The sequence below is a fragment of the Gemmatimonas phototrophica genome (assembly GCF_000695095.2).
GTDB lineage: Bacteria > Gemmatimonadota > Gemmatimonadetes > Gemmatimonadales > Gemmatimonadaceae > Gemmatimonas > Gemmatimonas phototrophica.
On record NZ_CP011454.1, the window covers coordinates 2916198 to 2939589 of the forward strand.

23 protein-coding genes are annotated in these 23392 nt (G+C 64.3%); 11 read left to right on the top strand and 12 right to left on the bottom strand.

The window, feature by feature from the left end:
• Window positions 1–32: 32 nt before the first annotated feature.
• Window positions 33–1859 (bottom strand): glutamine--fructose-6-phosphate transaminase (isomerizing), encoded by a 1827-nt coding sequence (glmS, locus tag GEMMAAP_RS12360; RefSeq protein ID WP_026849531.1) that lies wholly within the window; start codon window positions 1857–1859, stop codon window positions 33–35.
• A gap of 31 nt (window positions 1860–1890) precedes the next feature.
• Window positions 1891–3285, bottom strand: a complete 1395-nt coding sequence (glmM, locus tag GEMMAAP_RS12365) for a phosphoglucosamine mutase (protein WP_202969127.1) — start codon at window positions 3283–3285, stop codon at window positions 1891–1893.
• 207 nt (window positions 3286–3492) lie between these two features.
• Between glmM and GEMMAAP_RS12370 the strand changes: the two genes are divergently transcribed.
• Window positions 3493–4299, top strand: a complete 807-nt coding sequence (locus tag GEMMAAP_RS12370) for a hypothetical protein (RefSeq protein WP_026849530.1) — start codon at window positions 3493–3495, stop codon at window positions 4297–4299.
• Here GEMMAAP_RS12370 and GEMMAAP_RS12375 read toward each other — a convergent pair.
• Window positions 4283–5389, bottom strand: coding sequence for an HD domain-containing phosphohydrolase (locus GEMMAAP_RS12375; RefSeq protein ID WP_338011313.1), 1107 nt, complete (start codon window positions 5387–5389; stop codon window positions 4283–4285). The two genes, GEMMAAP_RS12370 and GEMMAAP_RS12375, sit on opposite strands and share 17 nt — an antisense overlap.
• A gap of 151 nt (window positions 5390–5540) precedes the next feature.
• On the opposite strand from GEMMAAP_RS12375, the gene GEMMAAP_RS12380 reads away from it, so the two are divergent.
• From GEMMAAP_RS12380 to GEMMAAP_RS12400, 5 genes are all read left to right on the top strand, one after another.
• Window positions 5541–6710 carry a trans-sulfuration enzyme family protein gene (locus tag GEMMAAP_RS12380; protein WP_043580656.1) on the top strand — a complete coding sequence of 390 codons (1170 nt, stop codon included), beginning with the start codon at window positions 5541–5543 and terminating at the stop codon, window positions 6708–6710.
• Between the two features lie 190 nt (window positions 6711–6900).
• Window positions 6901–7980: a M48 family metallopeptidase gene (locus tag GEMMAAP_RS12385; protein ID WP_053334072.1), complete on the top strand. Its 1080-nt coding sequence runs from the start codon at window positions 6901–6903 to the stop codon at window positions 7978–7980.
• Between the two features lie 155 nt (window positions 7981–8135).
• Window positions 8136–9413: a phosphoribosylamine--glycine ligase gene (gene purD / locus GEMMAAP_RS12390; protein ID WP_026849528.1), complete on the top strand. Its 1278-nt coding sequence runs from the start codon at window positions 8136–8138 to the stop codon at window positions 9411–9413.
• 36 nt (window positions 9414–9449) lie between these two features.
• Window positions 9450–10304, top strand: coding sequence for a bifunctional DNA-formamidopyrimidine glycosylase/DNA-(apurinic or apyrimidinic site) lyase (gene mutM, locus GEMMAAP_RS12395; protein ID WP_026849527.1), 855 nt, complete (start codon window positions 9450–9452; stop codon window positions 10302–10304).
• Between the two features lie 52 nt (window positions 10305–10356).
• Window positions 10357–11532, top strand: a complete 1176-nt coding sequence (locus GEMMAAP_RS12400) for a GIY-YIG nuclease family protein (protein ID WP_053334071.1) — start codon at window positions 10357–10359, stop codon at window positions 11530–11532.
• Window positions 11533–11702: 170 nt separating this feature from the next.
• Here the strand turns inward: GEMMAAP_RS12400 and GEMMAAP_RS12405 are convergent, their stop codons facing one another.
• From GEMMAAP_RS12405 to GEMMAAP_RS12430, 6 genes are read right to left on the bottom strand one after another with little or no spacing between them, the layout of a single operon-like run.
• On the bottom strand, window positions 11703–12200 hold the full coding sequence (locus GEMMAAP_RS12405) for a metallophosphoesterase family protein (RefSeq protein WP_026849526.1): 498 nt from the start codon (window positions 12198–12200) through the stop codon (window positions 11703–11705).
• A complete protein-coding gene (locus GEMMAAP_RS12410) occupies window positions 12197–12874 on the bottom strand; it encodes a tetratricopeptide repeat protein (protein ID WP_026849525.1) in 678 nt (225 codons plus the stop codon). The genes GEMMAAP_RS12405 and GEMMAAP_RS12410 overlap by 4 nt, the downstream gene beginning before the upstream one ends.
• Window positions 12875–12878: 4 nt before the next feature.
• Entirely contained in the window at window positions 12879–13487 is a 609-nt protein-coding gene (locus tag GEMMAAP_RS12415) for a UbiX family flavin prenyltransferase (RefSeq protein WP_026849524.1), read from the bottom strand.
• Complete coding sequence (locus tag GEMMAAP_RS12420; protein WP_053334070.1) at window positions 13484–14443, bottom strand: UbiA-like polyprenyltransferase; 960 nt, start codon at window positions 14441–14443, stop codon at window positions 13484–13486. The genes GEMMAAP_RS12415 and GEMMAAP_RS12420 overlap by 4 nt, the downstream gene beginning before the upstream one ends.
• Window positions 14440–15930, bottom strand: coding sequence for a menaquinone biosynthesis decarboxylase (locus GEMMAAP_RS12425; RefSeq protein WP_026849523.1), 1491 nt, complete (start codon window positions 15928–15930; stop codon window positions 14440–14442). The genes GEMMAAP_RS12420 and GEMMAAP_RS12425 overlap by 4 nt, the downstream gene beginning before the upstream one ends.
• A gap of 18 nt (window positions 15931–15948) precedes the next feature.
• Window positions 15949–16725, bottom strand: coding sequence for a ubiquinone/menaquinone biosynthesis methyltransferase (locus GEMMAAP_RS12430; RefSeq protein ID WP_082821284.1), 777 nt, complete (start codon window positions 16723–16725; stop codon window positions 15949–15951).
• 141 nt (window positions 16726–16866) lie between these two features.
• Here GEMMAAP_RS12430 and GEMMAAP_RS12435 point away from each other — a divergent pair, with 141 nt between their 5' ends.
• The 3 genes from GEMMAAP_RS12435 to GEMMAAP_RS12445 all read left to right on the top strand — a co-directional run bounded on the left by GEMMAAP_RS12435 (window position 16867) and on the right by GEMMAAP_RS12445 (window position 18927).
• On the top strand, window positions 16867–17469 hold the full coding sequence (locus tag GEMMAAP_RS12435) for an RNA polymerase sigma factor (RefSeq protein WP_053334069.1): 603 nt from the start codon (window positions 16867–16869) through the stop codon (window positions 17467–17469).
• A 121-nt stretch (window positions 17470–17590) separates the two neighbouring features.
• Entirely contained in the window at window positions 17591–18181 is a 591-nt protein-coding gene (locus GEMMAAP_RS12440; RefSeq protein ID WP_026849521.1) for a hypothetical protein, read from the top strand.
• An 11-nt stretch (window positions 18182–18192) separates the two neighbouring features.
• Entirely contained in the window at window positions 18193–18927 is a 735-nt protein-coding gene (locus tag GEMMAAP_RS12445; RefSeq protein ID WP_026849520.1) for a hypothetical protein, read from the top strand.
• A 6-nt stretch (window positions 18928–18933) separates the two neighbouring features.
• Here GEMMAAP_RS12445 and GEMMAAP_RS12450 read toward each other — a convergent pair whose 3' ends face one another.
• From GEMMAAP_RS12450 to GEMMAAP_RS12460, 3 genes are all read right to left on the bottom strand, one after another.
• The gene (locus tag GEMMAAP_RS12450; RefSeq protein ID WP_026849519.1) at window positions 18934–19695 is read right to left on the bottom strand and encodes an SAM hydrolase/SAM-dependent halogenase family protein; all 762 of its coding nucleotides are present in this window, start codon (window positions 19693–19695) and stop codon (window positions 18934–18936) included.
• A gap of 14 nt (window positions 19696–19709) precedes the next feature.
• Entirely contained in the window at window positions 19710–20984 is a 1275-nt protein-coding gene (locus tag GEMMAAP_RS12455; protein WP_145979119.1) for an MATE family efflux transporter, read from the bottom strand.
• A 67-nt stretch (window positions 20985–21051) separates the two neighbouring features.
• On the bottom strand, window positions 21052–22203 hold the full coding sequence (locus tag GEMMAAP_RS12460) for an Mrp/NBP35 family ATP-binding protein (RefSeq protein ID WP_043580654.1): 1152 nt from the start codon (window positions 22201–22203) through the stop codon (window positions 21052–21054).
• A 218-nt stretch (window positions 22204–22421) separates the two neighbouring features.
• On the opposite strand from GEMMAAP_RS12460, the gene GEMMAAP_RS12465 reads away from it, so the two are divergent.
• Both GEMMAAP_RS12465 and GEMMAAP_RS12470 read left to right on the top strand, forming a co-directional pair.
• The gene (locus GEMMAAP_RS12465; RefSeq protein ID WP_026849516.1) at window positions 22422–22817 is read left to right on the top strand and encodes a hypothetical protein; all 396 of its coding nucleotides are present in this window, start codon (window positions 22422–22424) and stop codon (window positions 22815–22817) included.
• Between the two features lie 62 nt (window positions 22818–22879).
• Entirely contained in the window at window positions 22880–23380 is a 501-nt protein-coding gene (locus tag GEMMAAP_RS12470) for a hypothetical protein (RefSeq protein ID WP_145979120.1), read from the top strand.
• Window positions 23381–23392 lie beyond the last annotated feature (12 nt).

A 23392-nucleotide genomic window follows, 5' to 3' on the forward strand; every position in this document is an offset into this window, starting at 1 on the left:
GGGGGGCGTCGCTGGCGACGCCCCCCGGGGTGCTACTCTACCGTCACCGATTTTGCCAGGTTACGGGGCTGGTCCACATTACAGGCCCGCTTGACGGCGATGTAATACGCCAGCAGCTGCAGAGGCACGCTGGCCAGAATGGGGGTCAGCAGATCGACCGTTTCGGGAATGCGGAACTCATAATCGATCTTGCCGGCAAGGCTGGGTTCTTCGCGCGTGGTAATGGCAATCACCTTCCCCTTCCGCGCTTTCACTTCCTGAATGTTCGACGTGATCTTGTCGAACACCGAGTCGTGCGGGGCGATGCACACCACCGGCATCATCTCGTCGATGAGCGCGATAGGGCCGTGCTTCATCTCGGCTGCCGGGTACCCTTCGGCGTGGATATACGAAATTTCCTTCAGCTTGAGAGCGCCCTCGAGCGCGGCCGGGAAATTGTATCCACGGCCAAGATACAGGAAGTTCGAGGCGCGCTTGAACTCCTCGGCCAGCGCCTCGATCTCGTCGGCCCGATCCAGAATGCTCTGGATCTGCGCCGGCAGATCGGCCAGCGCCTGGGCAATCTCGCGACCTCGCGCAACACTCAAATCACGCAGACGCGCCAGCTTGAGCGTGAACAGGGCGAGCGCCACCACCTGACTGGTGAACGCCTTCGTGGAAGCCACGCCAATTTCCGGACCGGCATGCAGGTAGATGCCGCCATCATCCTCACGGGCGATGGTGGACCCCACCACGTTCACCAGCCCCAGCGTGCGTGCCCCGCGACGCTTGGCCTCGCGCATGGCCGCGAGCGTGTCGGCCGTTTCACCAGACTGCGAGATCACGATACACAGCGTGCGCGGCGTGACGATCGGATTGCGGTAGCGGAACTCCGAGGCGTACTCCACTTCCACCGGAATGCGACACAGCTCTTCGATCATCATTTCGCCGATCAGCGCGGAGTGCCAGCTGGTGCCGCACGCCGTGATGATGATGTTGTCCACCGCCAGCAGGTCGTCCTTGGAAATATTCAAGCCACCCAGCTTGGAGAAGCCTTCTTCCAAGATGAGACGCCCGCGCATGGTGTTCTCCACCGTGGTGGGCTGCTCGAAGATCTCCTTGAGCATGAAGTGGGGATAACCGCCGCGTTCGATCTGCGCCAGGTCCCACTCGATGCGCGTGACAGGCTTTTCGCGAATCGTGGCGTCGAGATCCAGCACCTTGTAGCCATCACGGGTCACGACGGCGATATCGCCATCGTCGAGATAGACCACGTGCCGGGTATGGGCCAGAATCGCCGAGGCATCAGAGGCGATGAAAAATTCGTCCTCGCCGATCCCGACGAGCAGCGGGCTGCCTTTGCGGGCCGCAACAATCTTGTCCTTCTCGTCGCTCGTGATGACCGCCATGCCGTACGTGCCGTCTACCTGACTGAGCGCTTCGATGACGGCGGCTTCGAGGTTGCCGGCATACGTGGCTTCAATGAGATGGGCGAGCACTTCGGTATCCGTATCCGACTTGAATACGTACCCGCGTGCCTCAAGCCCCGCCTTGAGCACCGTGGCGTTCTCGATGATCCCGTTGTGGACCACGGCGATCTTGCCATTCTGGCTGACGTGCGGGTGCGCATTGGCCTCGGTTGGCGGACCGTGGGTGGCCCACCGCGTGTGGGCAATACCCATTGTTCCCTGCGGCGGATTGGCCGCAATGGCTGACTCGAGACGCGAGATCTTTCCGGCCGCCCGGCGCGTTTCCACGCCCTTGCCATTCATGATCGCCACACCAGCCGAGTCATAGCCCCGGTACTCGAGGCGCTTGAGCCCCTCGATGAGCATCGGGGTGGCGATCCGGTTACCGACGTAGCCTACGATTCCACACATGGGATTTCAGGTCAGGGGAAAACGATCAGACTCAAACAAGGGCCGCGAGTGGTTCGCGCGCTTGGGTGATGAGTTGGCGCGCCTCAGCATCTGAGGGGGCCTCTGCAATGACGCGCACAATGGGCTCCGTGCCAGACGGACGCAGATGCACCCACCGGTCGGGCCAATCGAGGCGCAAACCGTCCTGCGTATCGGCGCTGGCGTCGGGGAACGCTGCACGGAGCGCCTCGTACACCGCATCCAACGGGGCGTCGGGGCGATCCAACTTGTCCTTCACGATGACATAACGTGGCTTCGCGGCCACCAGTGCCGAGAGCGGGCGCCCTTCTTCAACCATCAACTGCAGCATGAGAGCGGCACCAACGGGCGCGTCGCGACCAAGATGCATCTCGGGAAGAATGACCCCACCGTTGCCTTCGCCACCGATGGTTGCGCCCGCGTCGCGCATGGTGAGCGCCACGTTGACTTCACCCACCTTGGCGAACTGGAATGGCACGCCGAACTCCGCCGCCACATCGGACACCACTTTGCTGGTAGACAGATTGGTGACCACCGGACCACGGCGATGCTTCAGCACAGTACGTGCCGCGAACGCCAGCGTGTAGTCTTCGCCCGGTGCGACACCGTCATCGAGGACGAGCGCCAGTCGATCCACATCAGGATCGGTGGCCAACCCGATATCGGCCTTGGTCGCGCGCACCAGCGCAGCGAGTTCGCCCAGATTCTCCGCGACGGGCTCCGGCGGACGGTGAAACTTGCCATCAGGTTCCATGTTGATGGCATACACTTCACAGCCAAGTTCGGTGAGCAGCTGCGGCATGATGACGCTGCCCGCGCCGTGACAGCAGTCCAGCGCCACGCGGAAACGACGGGCGCGGATGGCGTCCACATCGAGCCAGGGCAAGGCCAGCACTTGTGCCAGATGGCGCGCGACCGCCTCGGCATCCACTTCAATGGTACCGAGCTGATCCCAGGTAGCGCGCGGAATTCCCGTCTCCAGCAAGCCGCGCATCTCCGCGCCCTCGGCGGCGGAGAGGAACAGCCCCGACGGTCCAATGAACTTGAGCGCGTTCCACTCGATCGGATTGTGGCTCGCCGTTATGCCCAGACCGCCGGCGGCGTGGTGGTGCTCCACCGCCAGCTGGATCGTTGGCGTGGGGGCCATGCCGATGTCGATCACCGTGCACCCAACGGATTCCAGTGCGCCATGTACGATGCGGGTGAACATTGGGCCGGAGACACGACTGTCCCGCCCCACCACCACTCGGCGGTTCCCGTCGCGTGACGCCCAGGCGCCAAAGGCCGCCGCATACGTGGCAATGACTTCCGGCGTCAGCGCCTCGCCTACGCGGCCGCGGACGCCGGACACACTGACCATCAACCCATCAAATCCCATGGTGCTCCTCGAGTGAACCCGGCGGGCCATTCCCCGCTCACCTATTACTTGCCTGCAACTTGTGGAAAGCTAGACACGTTACACCCCGGGAACCAACCGTTTCAGTACGGTTCGCCCCGCGGAGTACGACGGCTCCCATTCTGCTGTAAGACGACGAGGGACCGAAGGCGTTACGGTCATGGCCCGGGTACGCACGCGGGTACGCACGTTGGCAGGTCCAGCATTATCCTCCACCGCATGGACCCCTTGGCGCTTCTCCCCTATGCACTGGCCGCCGGCGGTGGCCGCGTTGGCCCGTACGAGACCACAACACTGGTGGCCGCGGGACTCACCCTGCTGCAGCGGTGTGCGCCACTGGTTCGGGCGTTGAGCGGGAAACGCGCCGGCGTGTTGCTGCCTGATGGTCCGGAATGGATCGTGGCTCTGGCCGCGTCTGAAGGCCGCGGGGCGGTGGTGCTTGATCCGCTGGTGCTTCGCGACGATCTGGTGACGCACATCACCAACTATCGGATTGGGGCCATCTTCACGAAGAGCGCGCTGGCGGAACGACTTCCCGTGGGGATCCCTCACGTTCTGCTGGACGAGGCACCAACGCGTGTGCACGTGATTGCGGGCGACCGTACCACCACCATCGATCTGGGCAGTCACTTTGGGCTGGATCTCGCGGGGGACTCCTCCGTGGACGGTGCAAATGAGGAGTGCCTGCTATACGCCGCATCCGGCACGGCGATCACGCATTGGCAACTGCTGGCGGACGCGCGTCGCTGCATGGAGCTCCACCAGTTCACGCCGGTGGACTGCACACTGACCCTTGCCCCCCTCAGCGACCTCGACACCTTACCGTGCGGTGTGCTGGCGCCGTTGCTGGCTGGCGGGCGACTGCATCTTTCGCCAGCAGCGGTCAGCTCTTCAACGGCCCTGATGGATTTTCATCCTCCGCTCACGATGATCGTTGGCCATGAGGCCGCGCTTGATGCCGTCCGCCACGTCGACGCGCTCTCGTCGGGGCAGATCGAGACCATCATGCTCACGCCACGATCTTGAGCGTCACCTGACGTTGCACGCGCCAGTCCGGGCGCGGAATGGCCTTGGTGAGCAAGGCCCGCTCAAAGGCGTCCACACATTGCGGGTCAAACTGGGTCCCGGCGCAACGCCGGAGTTCAGCCATGGCATCATCCACCGCCATGCCATCTCGATACGGCCGCCCGCTGGTCATGGCATCGAAGGAGTCAGCAACCGCAGTAATGCGTGCGGCCAGCGGAATGTCGTTACCAGCCAGGCGGTCGGGCGTACCGTGACCGTCAAACCGCTCATGATGTGAGCGCACCACGGCCAGTGCGACCGGCATATCGCGCAACAGGGGGGCCAGTAATCGCCACCCGATCACCGGATGCTCCATCACGTGCGCATACTCCGCATCGGTGAGCGGTCCTTCCTTGTTCAGCACCGATTCGCGCACGCCGATTTTTCCGATGTCGTGCAGTCGGCTGCCCAGCTCCAGCTGATCCATGAGTTCCAGGGGCGCGTGCAGTTCCCGCGCGACCGCCATCGCATAGCGCGACACGCGGGTGGAATGTCCCCAGGTGTAGCTGTCCTTGATTTCCAGCGCTTCGGCCAATGACTGCAAAGAGGCGAGGAACAGCTCTTCATATTTGCGGGACTGCTGCGCTACCCGGCTTTCGAGATGGGCGCGGTGGGCCGCGTTGTCGAGCATGAGCCGACGCTTCTCGAGGGCCTGCAGAACGCGCGCGCGCACCTCCTCCGTAGAGAAGGGCTTGGTGAGATAGTCCAATGCACCACCGTCGAGGCAGCGCACCGCCAGATTCACATCCGAGACGGCCGTGATGATCACGACGGCTGTTTGCGGCCATCGCTGTTGCACAATGCGCAGCAACTCCGCCCCGTCGAGCGCCGGCATGTGAAAATCCGACAGCACCAACGGGAACGTCTCCGCCTCCAGCGCCGCAACCGCTTCAGCACCGCAGGCCGCCTGCCGGCAGTCGAAACCCTCCGCCGTCATCAGACGGCAGAGGACGGTCCGCATGGCGGGTTCGTCGTCAACGATGAGGCAGCGACGAGCGTCACCCGCCAGTGCGTGCTGAAGACGCACGTCAGGCCGCCGGCTTGGGATCACGTGGAAGCACAGGCCACTGAACCAACGGAGGCTGTGCCCCCAAAGGGGCCGGACGGTCGCGCCGGGCAAAGTGGCGACCGGTCACGCCTCGCCCGCGCTGCGCTGCCGCGCTAGCTTCCCGCTGCATCTCCCCTCGGATAACCCGGAGCCCATGACTCGCATTTACGACGAAGATCTCGCCGGTGGTCTGTCCACTCGCGCCATTCACGCCGGCCAGCGCCCCGACCCGGTGTCGGGCGCCATCATGACGCCGTTGTACCTCACCTCCACCTACGTGCAGGAGAGTATTGGCGTCAACAAGGGGTACGAATACGCCCGGGGCAAGAATCCCACGCGGCAGGCGCTGGAGCGTAACGTCGCCATCCTCGAGGGCGGCACGCATGGCTTCGCGTTCGGCAGTGGCATGGGATGCCTCGACTCGATCATGAAGCTGTTCCGTGCCGGCGACCACATCGTGTGCGCCGAAAACGTCTACGGCGGCACTTTCCGGCTGTTCGATCGAATTCTGCAGCATATGGGACTGTCCTTCACGTATGTGGATACCGGCGATCCGCAGCGCGTGGAAGAAGCCATGACGGCCTCAACACGTGCCCTGCTGGTGGAGACGCCCACGAACCCGCTCATGCGGCTCACCGACCTGCGAGCCATGAGCGACGTCGCCAAGCGACACCAGGCGTTGCTGATCGTCGACAACACGTTTGCCACGCCGATCTACCAGCGGCCGCTCGAAATGGGAGCGGATATCGTCTGGCATTCGACCACGAAGTACATCAACGGTCACTCTGATATGATCGGCGGCCTCGCAGTGGTTCTTGAGGACGACCTCGCCGACCGCCTGCAGTTCATTCTGAACGCGGCCGGCGCCGTTCCGGGCCCCTTCGACGCCTGGCTGGCGCTGCGGGGGACGAAAACGTTGCCGCTGCGTATGAAGCAGCACGATCTCAATGGCCGGGCGGTCGCGGAGTACCTCGTGAATCGTCTTGGTCCGGAGCGTGTGATTTATCCCGGCCTCACCACCCACCCGCAACACGAGCTCGCCAAGCGCCAGATGTCGGCCTTTGGCGGCATGATGACACTGGAACTGGGCTCAAAGGACAACGCCCGGCAGTTTCTGGAGAAGGTCCGGGTGTTCTCCCTTGCCGAGTCACTGGGCGGGGTGGAAAGCCTCACCAATCACCCCTATACCATGACGCACGGCTCGGTCCCAGCCGACGTGAAGGACGCCATGGGGCTCACGGAAGGGATGGTTCGCCTGAGCTGCGGCATTGAGGACGTCGAGGACCTCATTGAGGATCTGGAGCAGGCGTTGGTGGGGATTTGAGAAAACTGAGTACTGAGAACTCGAACTGACGACTGAGAACTCAGACTGACCACTGAGAACTCCCCGAAAATCACGCGATGCCGGGGAGTTTTCAGTGGTCAGTACGAGTTTTGAGTTCTGAGTTTGCGTTTTCAGTGGTCAGTTCTTGCGGAACTGCAACCAAATTCTCTTCCGACCCGTACTGTCCACCATGGCCATCCAACTCACCCAGATCAGCTCGGTTACGTGGGAGCACCCCGCTGACCGGGCGGCCCTCCGGGCCCTCCGCGCGTTGCCAGGTTTTGACGAGGTGGTCCGCAAGATTGCCGGCGCCTTCGGCGAGCGCGGCGTGCGGAACCTGTTCCTCGGCGACGCGGTCCTCGTCGGCCCAACCCAGCGCCCCGCTCTGCACGCCCTGTATCAGGACGTGCTGCAGGCGCTTGACTGGCCGGCCGCCGGGCAGCCCGCCCCGCAGCTCTATGTGGCACAAACACCCATTGCCAACGCCGGGGCGGTCGGCTTTGACCAGCCCTTCATCGTGATCAGCTCGGGCACGCTCGAGTTGCTTGATCGCGAGGAACAGCGCTTCATTCTGGCGCAGCAGCTTGGTCACATCATGACGGGGCGGACCACCTACCGCACCATTGCCCTCATCGTGCTTTTCTTCGGCATGAGTGCCCTGCCCCTTCTGGCCAGTATTGCCCTGCTGCCGTTTCAGCTGGCCCTGCTGGAGTGGTACCGCAAGTCGGAACTCAGCGCCGACCGTGCCGGGATGCTCGGCACGCAGGACCCACGCGCCAGTCTCATGACCTTCCTCAAGCTGGCAGGCGGCAAGGCCGAGGGCGACGCCATCGATCTGGATGCCTACCTCAAGCAGGCGGAAGACTACGAGATGGGCGGCAGCGCCTGGGACAGTGTGCTCAAGGCACTCAACACGGCGCTTCGCGAGCACCCGTTCCACACGGTGCGAGCGGGCGAACTCAATCGCTGGCAGCAGTCGGGGGCGTACGGCGCCATTCTGGGCGGTGACTACATCCGCCGCGGTAGCGAGGCCGAGCGGCCGTTCCGCGACGACCTGCGTGATGCCTCGGACTATTACAAGGAGCGGGCAAAGGAAGCGGCCGATGCCGTGGGTGGCGTAATCAACCGCGCTGCCGATGCCTTCCGCGATGCCTTCAAAGCCGCCGCGAGCATGGGCGATGCGGCGTCGCCGCCTCCGCCGCCTCCGCCGCCACCGAGTGACCCACCGGCACCGGACCGACCGGCACCGGATGCGCCGGCGGGTCCGTAGTGCCTGATCGGTAGAGTTGGGGAGGTAAGGAGCTGAGGAGGGCGTGGCGCACGAAAGACATGCGCCGCGCCCTCTTTTCACTTTTCGTGAGGCCCTCAACTCCTCACCTCTACACCTCCTCCGATCAGGCCCAAAGACCATGTAGATTTGCCTGCATGAAGATCCTCCTCCTAGGCTCGGGCGGCCGTGAACATGCCCTCGCAGACGCATTGTCCCGCGAGAATACGCCGGTTGAACTGCTGGCCGCTCCGGGCAATCCGGGGATCGCCGAGTTGGCGCGCATGGTGAGCATCAACATCAACGACCCACAGGAGGTCGCGGCGCTGGCCGAGCACGAGCAGGTGGATCTGGTCGTGGTGGGGCCCGAGGCGCCGCTGGCGGCGGGGGTGGTGGATTACCTGCAGCAGCGTGGGGTGCCGGCATTTGGCCCCACGATGGGCGCCGCTACGGTGGAGACCAGCAAGGCCGACACCAAGGCGCTCATGATGGCGGCCGGCATTCCTACCGCGCACGCCGAAACCCATCGCGTGGCGCGCGACGCCAAGGACGCCGTCCGCGCGCGCTTTGGCGCACCGGTGGTGATCAAGGCCAGTGGACTCGCGGCAGGGAAGGGCGTGATAGTCTGCCAGACCGAAGCCGAGGCGTTCGACGCTATTGACCGCATTCTCGACGACCGGGTGTTTGGAGAAGCGGGTGCCGAGTGTCTGGTGGAGTCGTTCATGACGGGTGAAGAGCTGTCGCTGTTTGCGATTGCCGACGGATACGACGTGTTGCCCATGATTGGCGCGCAGGATCACAAGCGGTTGCTCGATGGCGACGAAGGGCCCAATACCGGCGGCATGGGAGCCTATACGCCGGTCTCGTTCTCCACGCCATCACTGGTGGACGAGGTGACGGAGCGGGTGTTCCTCCCCACGTTGCACGCCCTGCGCAAGCGTGGCACGCCATTCACCGGCTTGTTGTACGCGGGACTGATGCTCACCCCCGACGGCCCGAAGGTGGTGGAGTTCAACTGCCGCTTTGGCGATCCGGAGACGCAGGCCATTCTCCCCCTGCTCACGAGCAGCCTGCTCGACCCCATGCTGGCCGTTTCACGTGGAGCGCGCATTGGCAGCATGTCACCGTTCACGTGGCGGAGTGGCGCGAGCGTGACAACGGTGGTGGCGAGCGGCGGCTATCCCGATGCGCCTGTTACCGGCTTCCCTGTCCACGTACCCAGCTTCAGCGATGACATCCGCGTGTTTCATGCGGGCACGAAGCGAAGCGGCAGCGACTTGCTCACGAGCGGTGGCCGCGTCTTCGCCGTAACGGCGCTGGCCGACACGTTTGCGGCGGCGCAGCAGGCCTCGCGTGAGGCGGCCGGTCGCATCGAATTCGAAGGGGCGGTTTACCGGCGGGATATCGGGTGGCGCGAGGCGTCTCGCCTGAACTGACGGCCACGACAGCGTCTCACACGCTCCGGGCCACGGATGCCTGAACTTCCCGAGACAGAAACCATTGCGCGCGACCTGCATGGCATGGTCGTCGGTGCGGTGATTGCTGGCGTTGTGGTCCCTCGCCCCGATGTGTTGCGGGACGCTGACCAGGAGGGGTTTGCCCGGGCGCTTATCGGCCAGCCCATCCGTCGAGTGTGGCGCCGCGCCAAACTGATTGTCCTCGACGTGGACGCGCGTCCAACGTTGGCTTCGTTGGAGCCATCATGGCGTGTGGTGGTGCAACCTCGCTTCACCGGCGGACTCGTGGTGGACGACGGCACACTGAGCGCGCCGGATCGCGCGTATGTCTGTGTCACGCTGTTGCTCACCGATGGTCGGGCCCTGCACTACCGCGACGTGCGCCGGCTGGGGACAGTGGCGCTCATGGATGCGGCGCGATTTGCGGAGTATTCGGGGGCCCTTGGCCCCGAGCCTCTTGACCACACCCTCGACGATGCTGCATTTTCGGGATGTGTTCGGGAGTCGCGCCAAGCCATCAAGATTGCCCTGATGGACCAGAAGCGACTCGCGGGCGTGGGCAACATCTACGCGAACGAGGCACTATGGCGCGCTGGCATCGATCCATCCCGGGAAGCATGCACCCTCACCCCCACCGAGCTGTCGCGGTTGCGGGTCGAACTGCAGGCGGTGCTGACGGCCAGCATCGCGGCTCGCGGCACCAGCTTTCGCGACTACCGGGACGCCCGCGGTGAGCGGGGCGCCTTCGTTGAACAGCTGGCCGTCTACGGCCGCGCCGGTGAACCCTGCCGGCGCTGTGGACGGCGGCTGGTCGGCACCCATGCCGTGGACGGACGCAGCACGGTCTTCTGCGCGGGGTGTCAGTTCTGAGCTCGTAGGGGGGCTGGCCGCGTCAGTACCAGCCCGGCGTGGCAAACGGCCAGTGGCGCTGGCCACCCAGCTCGACCTCGCCGTCACGTCGCCCGACGCCGATGTGGCCCGACTCAAGGCCCAGGTGCGCGACAGTGCGCGCAACGAACCGGGCGTGTACCTCATGCGCGGCGCGCACGGCGAAGTGCTCTACGTGGGCAAGAGCACGCAGGTGCGCACGCGTTTGCTATCGTACTTCCGGTTGCCGTGGCCCGAACACCGGCACGCGCGCCTGCTCCGCGAAACCACGCGCATCGAATGGGAAGCGCACCCGAGCGAGTTTGCCGCGCTGCTGCGCGAAGTGCGCCTCATCCGGGCCCATTTGCCACGCTACAACGTGCGCTCGGCCCGCCCACTCGATAAGTGGTGGGTAATCACCATTGCCAAAGGTCCTGCCCCGCGGCTCCGCATTCAGCGCGCCAGTGCGGCGGCGCGCTCGCGTGATGTCGCGCAGATGGTGGGGCCGTTCGCGTCGCGTCGGCCACTGCAGGATGCGCTGCGGGTACTCAATGATGCGCTGGGGTTACGCGACTGTACCGAGCGCGTGCCCATGCACACGCGCGACGTGGCCGAACTCTTTGAGGAATCGCATCCGGCCATGCAGCGTACGCCTGGCTGTCACCGCTACGAAACGCGCCGCTGCCTGGGTCCCTGCGTGGGTGCGCCCAGCGAATACGAATACCGCGCGCAGCTGTCGCGCGCCAAGGCCGTGCTGGAAGGGCGTGATGATTCACCGCAGCAACATCTGGTACGCGAAATGGCGGCGGCCAGTGCGGCGCTCTCGTACGAACGGGCCGGTTGGTTACGCGATCGCCTGACGGCGCTGCAGGAGCTGGAGGCACAACTCGGTCGCGTACGAGAGGCGCTTACACGGCCCAGCTTTGTCTATGCCGTACCGGGGCGCAACACTGACGATCGGCTCTATCTCGTGCGTCACGGACGCGTACTGGCCGAGGCCCGCTGCAGCGACGCAGACTCGGTGAATGCGTTGCAGGCCCTTGAGGCCAAACCCCTGCAGCCGCCCACCGGAGCCATGGTTGATCAGCTGGACGAATTGCTGCTGGTGGAATCGTGGTTTCGCGGGCGCAATGGCGAGCAGGCGCTGATGGCTGAAACCGTGGTAGGTGCGCTGGAAAAGTTGGCGGAGTCACTGCGCGAGCAGAAACACGAAGGCCTTCAACACCTCTAGACAGCACGACGGATAAGAACTGACGGGTCACGGAGTGAACACAGAAGACAGCCTGAGTTTGGCGCGGTCCGTGATGGGGCGCGGGCTGGATCCGTGTACACTCCGCGACCCATCGTTTTTGTCCGTGGTGCTGTTCCCGCAGTCCCTGTAGATCCCGCGATATTTGCCGTCTACTCCTCGACCGCAACACCCAGCGGAATGAGCTCCACATCCGCTTGCCCCTGCCAGATATAGAGTTTGGCCACACACGGCTGCAGCTTGAAACGCCTCGGACCGGCGGCACCGGGGTTCACCACGATGCGGCGCGCCGCCTTGGTGACCAGTTGCTGGTGCGTATGACCGTAGACAATCACGTCGGCCTTGGGGAACGCGCCCACGAGCTTGGGCGGCGTGGGACTGCCCAGCTCATGCCCGTGGGTCACCACAATGCGCACACCGTCAATCACGTCCTCAATGCACTCCACCAGATCCGCCCGACCAGGCGCATCCGTGTTGCCGTAGACCGCGCGTATCGGAGCAATGGCGGCCAGTTCCGTAAGCACATCGGCTGGACCAACATCGCCGGCGTGAAAGATCTGGGAAACTCCCTGTAGCGCCGCAAAGACTTCGGGGCGAACCAGGCCGTGGGTATCGGAAATCAGACCAATGATCGTGGCGCGGGAATTCATGGGTGCTCGTGACGGTCGTTCATGAGGGCTCGACGACGCTGCAACTCTGCCAAAGCGCCTTCGGCGTCGCGGGTGCCGGGAAAGCGCTCGGCCAAGCGTCTCAGCTCGGCCATGGCCCGTGCATCATCCTGCAAGGGTCCAAGATACAGGTCTACCAAGCGGTGTGTGGCGTACAATTCATCGGCGCGTGTCGCGTCGCTCGAACGTCGCAGCCGCATGAGCAGCTCACGGGCCCGCTCGGGGTTGCCGTCCTGGCGCAGCTGAATGTCGGCCTCAGCCCGCAACAGCGAGGCCCGCTCCCCATGCTCCGCGCGCGCCTGATCAAACGCCTTGCTGGCCGCTTCGAAATTGCCGCGCACCGCCATCGCCTCGGCGTGTGAATGCACCACCGCGTCGCGACCACTGCCGCCGGGTTCCAGCATAGCGCGTACGCCAAACTGCGTGAACGCCTGCACCAGCTGTACCCCGATGATCGTGAAGACGCCGCCAATGAGGCCCCCCATGGCGGCCACATAGAATCGCTGCGGAAACGGGACCCGCCCCACCGACGCAAAGACAAACGACAGGATACCGAAGCAGGAGCAGGCGTAGACCGCGATCGCGAGCCAGTTACGCCGTCCACGTTGGCGTTCCCGATGCACCGCCTGCTCCAGGAGCACCGGATCCATCGTCATCGCATCACGCCTGGATGCCCCAACGCTTCCCCACCGGGTGCTCAAGGTCGAGATGATCGAGTACGCGTGCCACCATGAAGTCCACGAGCTCGGCAATCGTGGTGGGCTGGTGATAGAAGCCGGGCGCGGCAGGAATGACGGTGGCACCAGCCCGCGTGACCGCGGTGAGATTCTCCAGATGCACCAGCGACAGCGGGGTCTCACGCGGCACCAGAATGAGCTTGCGACGCTCCTTCAAGGCCACGTCGGCTGCGCGCTCCACCAACGACCGCGACGTGCCGTGCGCAATAGCGCTCACGGTCCCCATACTGCACGGGCACACCACCATGCCACTCGTGCGCGCCGACCCGCTGGCCGGCGCGGCCCCGCGATCATTGTCATCGAACAGGGTCACGCAGGCATCGAACGCCGCCGCGCCCACATGCTCCCGCAACTCGGCAACGCTGCTCAAACCACTTTCCGTCTGCAGCAACCGCCACCCGTGGCTCGAGACGATCAGCCAAGTGGGGACCTGCAGTTCCACCAGCGCCTGCACCAATCGCACCGCATACGGGGCACCCGAGGCACCGGTGATGGCCAGCACCACCGGATGCCGAGAGGTCATGGCATTCATGCGCCACTCCCGCTCAGCAGTCGCGCGGTCAGGACGGCACCAAAGAAGCCCATGGAGATGAGACCGTTCATGGTGAAAAAGGCCGCATCAATGCGGGTGAGATCATCGGCCTTTACCAAACGATGCTCCCACAAAAGCATGATGGCCACACCGGCAACAGCGGCCCACAGAATGCCATTCACCAGTGGTGACACAGCACCCAGCGGTTGCGCCGCCATGACCACCCCGAAACACACCACGGCCAGTACATGCAAGGTACGTGCAATGCCAATGGCTGTGTGCACGCCGAACTTGCTGGGTACGCTGTGCAAACCATGCTTCGCGTCAAACTCAGCGTCCTGCAATGCGTAAATCATGTCGAAGCCGCCGCTCCAGCAGACGACCGCCAGCGCCAGTACAATGAGCAACCACCACGGATTGCTCCAGACGCCGGCAATGGCCAGATAGCCACCCACGGGGGCAATGGATAATCCCACCCCCAGCCACAGGTGCGACCAGCGCGTGAAGCGCTTGGTGTAGCTGTATCCCAACACCCAGAGCAGTGCCACCGGCGAGAGCGCCAGACAGAGCGGGTTGAGCATGCCGCTGGCAATCACGAACAGCACACTGGTCAGCACGATGCTGACCTTCGCCTGCCCCACCGTCAGCGTGCCGGCCGGCAGTTCACGCATGGCCGTGCGCGGATTGATGGCATCCACGTCGCGATCCACCAGACGGTTGAAGGCCATAGCCGCAAAGCGCGCGCTGGTGAAGGCCAACAGCACCCAGCCAATCATGGTCGGCGTCACCGGCGCCACCGTACTGGCGAACAAGACGCCCACCAGAGAGAACGGCATCGCGAACACCGTGTGCGGCAGCTTCACAAAGTTGGCCAGACGCACGGGCAGCGACTGCCCACGAAGCAACTGGCCGTCGCGGGCGCCCTTGGGTGGCACAATGCCGCTGGCGTTGGTCACGTGGGAGACACCGGCGGCAACCCCAGACTGGCCCACTTGGCATCGACCGCCCGCTTTGTGGCGGCGTCCATTTCGATGACCTTGGGCCATGCGCGCGTGAAGCCTTCTTCCGGCCATTTGCGCGTGGCATCGATGCCCATCTTGCTGCCGTAGGTGAACGCGCGGCTGGCGTGATCCAGCACGTCCACCGGCCCCATGGTGAACCGCACGTCGCGCTGCGGATCCATGTTGTTGAGCGCCACCCACCAGGCTTCCACCGGGTTGCGCACGTTGATCTCCTTGTCCACCACCACCAGCACCTTGGCAAGCGACATGAGCCCCTGCCCCCACAAGGCGTGCATCACCTTGTCGGCGTGCCCCGGATACTTCTTGTCGATGCTCACGAACACGAGATTGTGAAAACCACCCTCCGCCGGCATGTGATAGTCCACAATTTCGGGCGTGGTGAGCTTGAGCAGCGGCAAAAAGATGCGCTCGGTGGCGTGGCCGAGGTAGAAGTCTTCCATGGGCGGACGCCCCACGATGGTGGTGGAGTACACCGCATTGCGACGCATGGTCACCGCGGTGACGTGCACCTTGGGGTACAGATCCGCTTCCGAGTAGAAGCCGGTGTGATCGCCGAACGGCCCCTCCACAATGAGCTCTTCGGCGGGATCGATGTAGCCCTCAATCACGAACTCGGCGTCAGCCGGGACCTCGAGATCATTTGTCACGGCCTTGGCCAACCGCACCGGATCCTTGCGCAGGAACCCCGCAAACAGGAATTCGTCGATGTTGGGCGGCAGTGGAGCACTGGCGCTGAACATGCTCGCCGGATCACTCCCCACCACGATGCACACCGGCATCTTTTCGCCGCGCTCGGCCATCTGACGCATGTGCTCGGCGCCGGTCTTGTGGCGCTGCCAATGCATGGCCACCGTCTTCTTGCCCAACTGCTGCACGCGGTACATGCCCACGTTGCGAATGCCACGCACCGGGTCCTTGCTGACCACCGCCGTCATGGTGACGTAGGGGCCACCATCCTCCGGCCAGCAGTGCAGCACGGGGATCTTGTCGAGATCAATCTCATCCCCCTGCCACACAATCTCCTGACATGAGGGCGTGCCGCCTTTCACGCGCGGCGGGAACTTGGACACCTCGAGCAGCCGTGGCAGCAGTGACAGTTTGCCCATCAGACCATCAGGCACTTTGAGGTCCATGAGTGCCGTAATGCGCGCGCCAATCTCATCCAGCTTCTCGACCCCCAGCGCGAGGGACATGCGCCGCATGGAGCCAAACAGATTGATGGCGACCGGATATTGCGACCGGGAGCCGTCGCGCAGAATGACGTGCTCGAAGAGCAGCGCCTTGCCGCCACCGGGCATCTTGGAGACACGATCGGCAATCTCGGTAATTTCGAGATGCACCTTCACTGGTTGGGTGATGCGGTGCAGCTCGCCAATGCGGTCGATCGCGTCGATGAATTCGGAAAGAGTATCGAGTGCCATGCTATTGAAAGGACACGGTCAGACCGTCCCCGTATGGATTGCTGCAATGCCCAGCGTGAGCGGTTCCCAGGTAACCGTAGAGAAGCCCGCGCCGCGCATGCGGCTGGCGAGTGCTTCTTCGGTGGGGAACTGCGCCACGGAGAGCGGAAGGTAGGTGTACGCCGACTGGTGGCCACTCACGAGGCGTCCGATGAACGGCAACACGTGATGGAAGTAGGCGAGATATGCGGCGCGCACGAGCGCAAAGCGCGGGGTGGAGAATTCAAGAATGACAAACCGGGCGCCGGGCTTGAGCACCCGACGTACTTCGCGCAGGCCGGCATCCAGATCGGCCACGTTGCGAATGCCGAAGGCCACAATGGCACCGTCAAGGCTTTCTGCGGCAAACGGCAGCTGGAGCGCATCGGCTCCGACCGGTGAGAGCATGGTACGTGGCGCCTTTCCGGTGCCGTACTGCAGCATAGGCACGGCAAAATCGGCACCAGCCACAAAGCCCTTGAAGCCTTCCTGCCTGACCAGCATGGCCCCCACGTCGAGTGTACCGGCGCAGAGATCGAGATAGGTCCCCGTGGGACGATCCGTCCACCCGAGTAGCCGGAGCGCCTTCTGTCGCCACCGCTTGTCGATGTTCAACGACAGAATGTGGTTGAGCAGGTCGTAGCGAGGCGCGATGTCGGAAAACATCTGCTGCACGTATTCGCGCTTCCCTTCCCCCTGCGCGGCGTTGGCGGCGACGTGCAGGTCGTCGGCCGGGGTGCCGGGTCTCGTCCGGGGGGCGTCCACAGTACTTGGCATGATCAAACATCAAGGGACGGAGCAAGCCGAGCAAGCGGCGAACCGCCGGTTTTCCACGTGATCCAGCATAACGGCCAGTCCGGAATCGTTGCGCCATGGCTGGTCCCCTCGCGGCTGCTGGACTAGCTTTGGCCCCTGCGCATGTCCATTCAAGACGAGCTGGGAACCCTCCCCGATGCCGATGTCGTCCGCCTCGCCCAGCAGGGGCGCGAGCTCGCGTTCCGCGAACTCGTGCGCCGCTACGAGCGGCCGGTATTTTCGCTCGTCTTCCGCATGGTCCGCGACCGGGAAACGGCCGAAGATCTGGCCCAGGACGCGTTCATCAAGGTTCTGAACCATATCGACAAGTACAGCCCCGAGTTCAAGTTCTCGAGCTGGCTGTTCAAGATCGCCAACAACGTCGCCATCGATCACTTGCGGCGTCGGCGCATCGAAACGATCAGCATGGACGGCAACCCTAACGCCACCACGGCGGCCGAGGTGGAGGCGTCCACCATTGAGCTCGGGACCGATCAGGAAAGCGCGCTCGATGAACTGGAAGCCAAGGAACTGGGGTCGGCCATTGAACGGGCCATCGCCAGCCTGCGTCCGGAGTATCGCGCCTGCATCATGCTGCGTCATGTGGAGGGGCGGTCGTACGAAGAAATTGCCGCCACCCTTGACCTCCCACTGGGGACGGTCAAGACGTACATCCACCGGGCCCGGCACGAGCTGCGAAAGGCTCTGGAGCCCCTCCGACAATGAGGACGGCTCCCCGGCAACCACGGCATGAACGGAAATTCAGCAAAACTTCGCGCGAATTTCGCCAATCTTCCCTGAAACCCTTCAGCTTTCCGCCTCGTAGTCCAGACATGGAGGCACCGCAATGAGCACTGACCGACACCTCAGACCAGACGAAATCGAGCTCCTGCTCGATGGCGAAGAAGGATTTGGCGTGGCCCCCCTGCGGGCTCACGTCCGTTCGTGTTTGGAGTGCCAGTCGGAGCTGGACAGTGCCCGCGAGCTCATGTTCGCGCTGGATACCCTCCCTGATTTTGCCCCGTCACCGGCCTTTGCCGACCGGGTGATGAGCCAGGTCCAGGTTTTTGAACCGTGGCATGCAGCGGCCACCCGCACGGTGGAGCAATTCGTTCCCGCGACGCGACCGGCCCGGATTGCCGCGGGCTTTGGTGCCGCCGTCACGGCTGGCCTGGCCACCGCCGGTGCCACCTGGGCGGTCGCCCGGGCCGATATGGGTCTGCTCTTGGCGCAGCTCGGCCTGGAATCGTTCCGCGAGCAAGTCGTCGCAGCCGGCAGCGATGTCATGACCACCGTGGTCGGGCAGCCCGGTCTGGATGCCCTGCGGGGCAGTTCCCCGGAAGTGATGGCTCTTGCCGTGGGTGGGTTTGTGGCCGTCGCCGGAATGGGCGTGGTGGGCATTCGTGCTCTGGCCACATCGTCCCGCACGGCGCGCTGAGGCCCTGACGTATGCTTGCCACCACGCTGATGGCCGTCGCCGGTACCTTTGGCATCGGCATGGTGATTGGTATCGTGGTGCTCATGACCGCCGAAGAAGCGCTGCTCGCCGTGGCCAAAAGCGCAGCGCGTGATGTGAGTGGGAGCTTCTGGGCGGGCGTACTGACGCAGCTGCTGGCCGTGCCGTTCCTGGTCATTTTGCTGGTCGCCTGCGCCATAACCATTATTGGCATTCTGGCCATTCCCATTGCCGCGTTGGCCTGGGCCCTGGCACTGGCCGGTGCCGTCACGCTTGGCGTGCTGGCGGTGGCCATGGTTATTGGCCGCGCAGTGGCCGGGCGCGGCACGGGCAGTAGTGAACGCAGTGCCGCGCTCCGTGGTCTCACAGTTGGCCTGATCGCTCTCAGCCTGGTGTGGTTCGGGGCCGCAGTTGCCGCCGGCACACCACTGGTTGGCGCGATTGCCCGACTGGTTGCCGTGGCCTTCACGTGGGCCGTTGCAACGGTCGGGCTGGGTGCGGTGGTCAAGAGCCGCATTGGCGTGTCGCGACTGAGCGTACAGTTCGGCCGTTTTGGTGGCTCGCGCTTCAGTGCAGGGGCGGCCAAATGGGCGCCGTCCAGCAGCACTGGGGTGAACGAAGTCCAGGTGCCGGTTAGTTGGCAAACGCCCACCCCGGTGATGGGGGTGGTGGCGGCGCGTCGCCCGGTCGATGCGCCCAAGGGCACCGGTTCGGGAGCCGACCTCTAACGAGGGCTACGACGCGGCGGAGAGCACGACCGTGTCGCCGCGGGAAATACCAAGTGCGGCGGCGGCACTTCCCTCGCGCACGGCAATCTCCACAAAGCCGCTCGACCCGACCAGGGCGACCAGCTCGCCTGTGGCCGCATCGCCATAGGTGTGCACCAGCCGAGCGGCGCGCCCGGCAATCTTCACCATCCCCACGGTATCTCGAGTCATGAGGTTGGTGATGATGTTGCCGAAGCGATCGAGGGCCAATACCTCGCCATGCAGCAGCCCATGGGCATCGCGCCGTGGCGGTGGCGTACGCAGTCGAACCGCTTCGGTATACGGCTCACCAATCCGCTCGATCGATTCCCCCAGCGCCAGACGTGCCGCCACCGGGGCAAACACGTCGCGCCCGTGAAAGGTGGCCGACGCCGCGGGGTCGATCGGAAGCTGCACCACCCGCGCATCCAGCGAGAACAGTGCCGGTGACAACACTCCGTTGTCAGGGCCCACGAGCAAGCGCCCTTCACTGGCAATGGCAATCGCCGCCCGTGAGGTCCCAACGCCTGGATCCACGACAATCATGTGCACGGTGCCCGCCGGAAACCGCCGCCAGTAGCGCGCCACGGTGAGTCGGGCCATGGCGATATCCTGCGGCGGGATATCATGCGACAGATCCACGATGGGAATGCCGGGCGCGAGCGAGACGAGGACGCCCTTGAGTTCGGCCACATAGCCGTCGGCGGTCCCGAAGTCCGTGAGCAACGTAATGGCAGCAGCAGAAGACATACGCCAAACGTGAGCTAAACCCGCGCCCCGCGCCACCGCCCCCATGCCCACAGTGCCACCATCAGCACGCCACGCGCTGCGGCGGTGAGCGCAATGGTCCACCACAATCCACTGGTGCCCCACACTCCCGCCGCCCATGCACCAATAGGCAACCGCAAGGCCGTGATGCCGGTGCTGAGCAGCATGGGCACGAAAGTCCATCCGGCCCCGGCCATCGCACTCTCCAGCACAACTTCGGCACCGAGAAACAGCTGCGAGAAGGCGGAGATGCGCAGGTATTTTGCAGCTTCAGCGATCACCGCCGGATCACTGGAAAAAATGCCGGCGAATTCTTCCGCAAAGAGCAGACTGGCGACGGCCATGCACACGCCGACCACGCTGACCACCGCGGTGGAAATCCAGCCGGCTCTGGCGGCGCGCGCCGTATCACCGGCTCCAAGACTCTGGCCAACAATCGCCGCCACAGCAGCGCCCATCCCCACACTGGCCACGTACACGATGCCTTCCATGCGGAAGCCGAGTCCGAGGGCCGCCAACGCCGGCGTACCGAACTGTGTGGTGATACGTGTGAGCAAGACGTAAATGAAACTGAAGACCACTCCAGTGGCCGCCGCCGGTGCCCCCACGCGTACGATTGTAGCCAGCACGGCCCATCGCGGCAGCGTCCAGGCAATCATGCCGCGGCGCTTGAGAATGATGACGCCCGCAATGCACCCCAGCCCGCGCGGCACCAGCGTGGCCAGAGCGGCACCTTTCACACCAAGCGCCGGCACAGGCCCCCAGCCGCGAATGAGCAGCGGATCCAGCAGCAGTCCACACACGGTGGTCACGGCGAGAATCCACAGCGGAGTGCGCGTATCGCCCTTGGCGCGGAACGCCGCATCGACGGCAAAGAAACCGAAGATGAGGGGCATGCCAAGGAAGTACGTCCCCAGATAATCGCGCCCGATGGTGCTGACCGACGCGTCGGTGCCCAGCATGGAAAACAGCCACGTGAGCAGAAACGGCGTGGCCGCCGCAATGGCGGCGCCCAGCAACAACGCCAGCACAAAGCCATCGCTGACAGTACGCGCGGCATCGTCGGGGCGTCGCTCGCCGTGCCGACGCGCGGCAATGGCATCGAGTCCGATGCTGACCATCTCGCCAATGGAAATGACCAACCACACCCAGAAAATGGCGCCGGTCACGGCGGCGAGCGACTCAGCGCCGAGCGAGCGCCCAATCCAGAACGTATCAACGTTGTGAAAGGCCGTCATCAGCAGATTCGCGATGACGGCCGGAAGCGCCACGCGGCGAATCGTCAGCGAAAGTGGTTCGCCAACGAGTTCGCCGCGTGGGGCATCTGGTGCTGCGCGATCAGCCGTAGCGTTCAACGACGCGCTGCATGACACGTTCCGCGATGGCGCTGATCGCCTTCGCTGCCTTGGAGTCGGGCTCCGCGGCCACGATGGGGCGTCCGGTATCGCCGCCTTCCTGGATGCGCGGATCGATGGGCACCTGTCCCAGCAACGGCAGGTCGCACTCCTTGGCCAAACGCTCACCACCGCCGCTGCCGAAGAGAGCGATGGGCTTGCCGGTCTCGGGATTCTCGAAGTACGACATGTTCTCAACGATGCCGAGCACGGGAACGGCGGTACGCTCAAACATCTTTACGCCGCGCAACGCGTCACCCACCGCCACCTGCTGCGGCGTGGTGACGATGACGGCGCCATGCACCTGCGTGGCCTGCACAAGCGACAGCTGTGCATCGCCGGTGCCGGGCGGCATGTCGACCAGGAAGTAATCGAGCTGCCCCCATGCCACGTCGCGAAGGAACTGGGTGATGATTTTCATCACGATGGGGCCGCGCCAGATGGCGGGCTGTTCCTTCTCGATCAGAAAGCCCAGGGAGATGACCTTGATACCGTAGGCCTCGAGCGGAATGATTTTCTCATCGCGCACTGCGGGCGCCGCATCGACCCCCAGCATGAGGGGCAGATTGGGGCCGTAAATGTCGGCGTCCATGATCCCGACGCGCTTGCCGGCCTTGGCCAGGGCGATGGCGAGATTGACCGCCACCGTGCTCTTCCCCACGCCCCCTTTGCCGGAGGAGATGGCGATGATGCGGCCGAGGTTGGGGTACTGGACCGGTTCCGGGACTTTGGGCGGTGCCTTCTGGGGCGCGGCGTCCATGACCGGGAGGGCACGGCCCATGCCGCCGGCAGCGGGGGCTTTTGGCTGATTCATGGTGGGAGCAGGCGCACGGCGCGCCGGTGTGGGTTCGCTCTGGGCCGGGTCGCGAACGTCAACACGCACGTCGGTGACCCCGTCGAGCGCCTCGACCGCCTGGCGGACGTCGCGCACGAGCGTGGCGTCATCCTCGGGGGCGAGGAGGAGGGTGAGACGGACCTTGCCGTCCACGGTGGTGGCGACATCACGCACTTGTTCGGCGGCCATGACATCGGCGCCGGTGCGGGGGTTGCGGACCGCGGCGAGGGCGCCGGAGATCCGTTCCATGAGAGGCTGCATAGGGAAGTAACTGGTTCGGAAATAAGTCTTCCGAAAAGTTAGGGCCGTACGGGACGCGTTGGAATGGCCCAATGCGCGCGATTCTGGTGACGCCGGAATGACAAGCGGGTGGTATGGTGGCTCCGTCGCGGGGCTGGCGCCGGTGGGCGACTCCCGTAGGCACCCGGTGGCATGTGGCCACGGGTCAATTCACCAATAGATGCCGTCAGGAGCATGCAATGTCTCACAACACACTATTCAAGGTCGTCGCGGGCGTATTGGCGTTGAGCGCCGGGTTGGCGTTCACGCCGGTGGGGGCGCAGACGAGCACGTCGAAAGAGCTGGTAACGACCGCGTGCACCTACGGGCAGGTCACGGAGTGCGGTACCAAACCCGCGCAAACCACCTGCACTTTTGGCATTTCCGTCACGCCCAATGCGGGGCTGTGGGGATTCAGCCTTTCGTTCGGCACGTGCGTCACGTCAGGCTCGATCAAACTGTACAAAGACTACCACAAGGGTACGTCCGGTGGGACCTGCGTCCAGACCATCAGGTACCCGGCCGACGCCACATCCACGTCGGGAACTGGCGACCAAGTGCCTGAACTCTCCGGCGAGGTCGAAGAGTCGTGCTGAGCAATTCGCGCCGGGAAGCCCAACGGGCTTCCCGGCGACGGCGATGGCGTGAGGTCATCACCGTGACACTCGGGCTCGGCGCTGTCGTTGTCGCCTCAATGTCCATTGATGTGCGTCGCGTGTTGGCTGCCGCACCCAAAGAAGCCATCACGCCCCTCAAGCCCAGTGCCGCATTCACTGCGGTGGATTCGGCGATGCACGTTGTGTTCGTCGCCCAACGGGCCGATTGCAACGGCAATCTATTGCTCGCCAACCTGGCGGCGATCGGACGCGTCAAGCACGCCGTTCATCCGGCCGAGTTGGCAATTGCCGGGGTCGCGCAAGACACCGTGGCCATTCGGCCGCTACTCCCCTTCGGCCTTCGTCACAGCCCCATCCGTTTGCTGGGGGCCGGTGAACGTCGATGGCTGCACGTCATCGGCCATCATGAAACTCCCACCCTGCTCATCTACGATCGCGAGCACCGGCTACGACTCGCGAGCCACGTTGATCCCGATCCCGTTGCCCGCGTAGCACTCGGCCGTGCGATTTCCCACTTGGTTACCAACGACCCAACTCACTAGACGGACAAACAA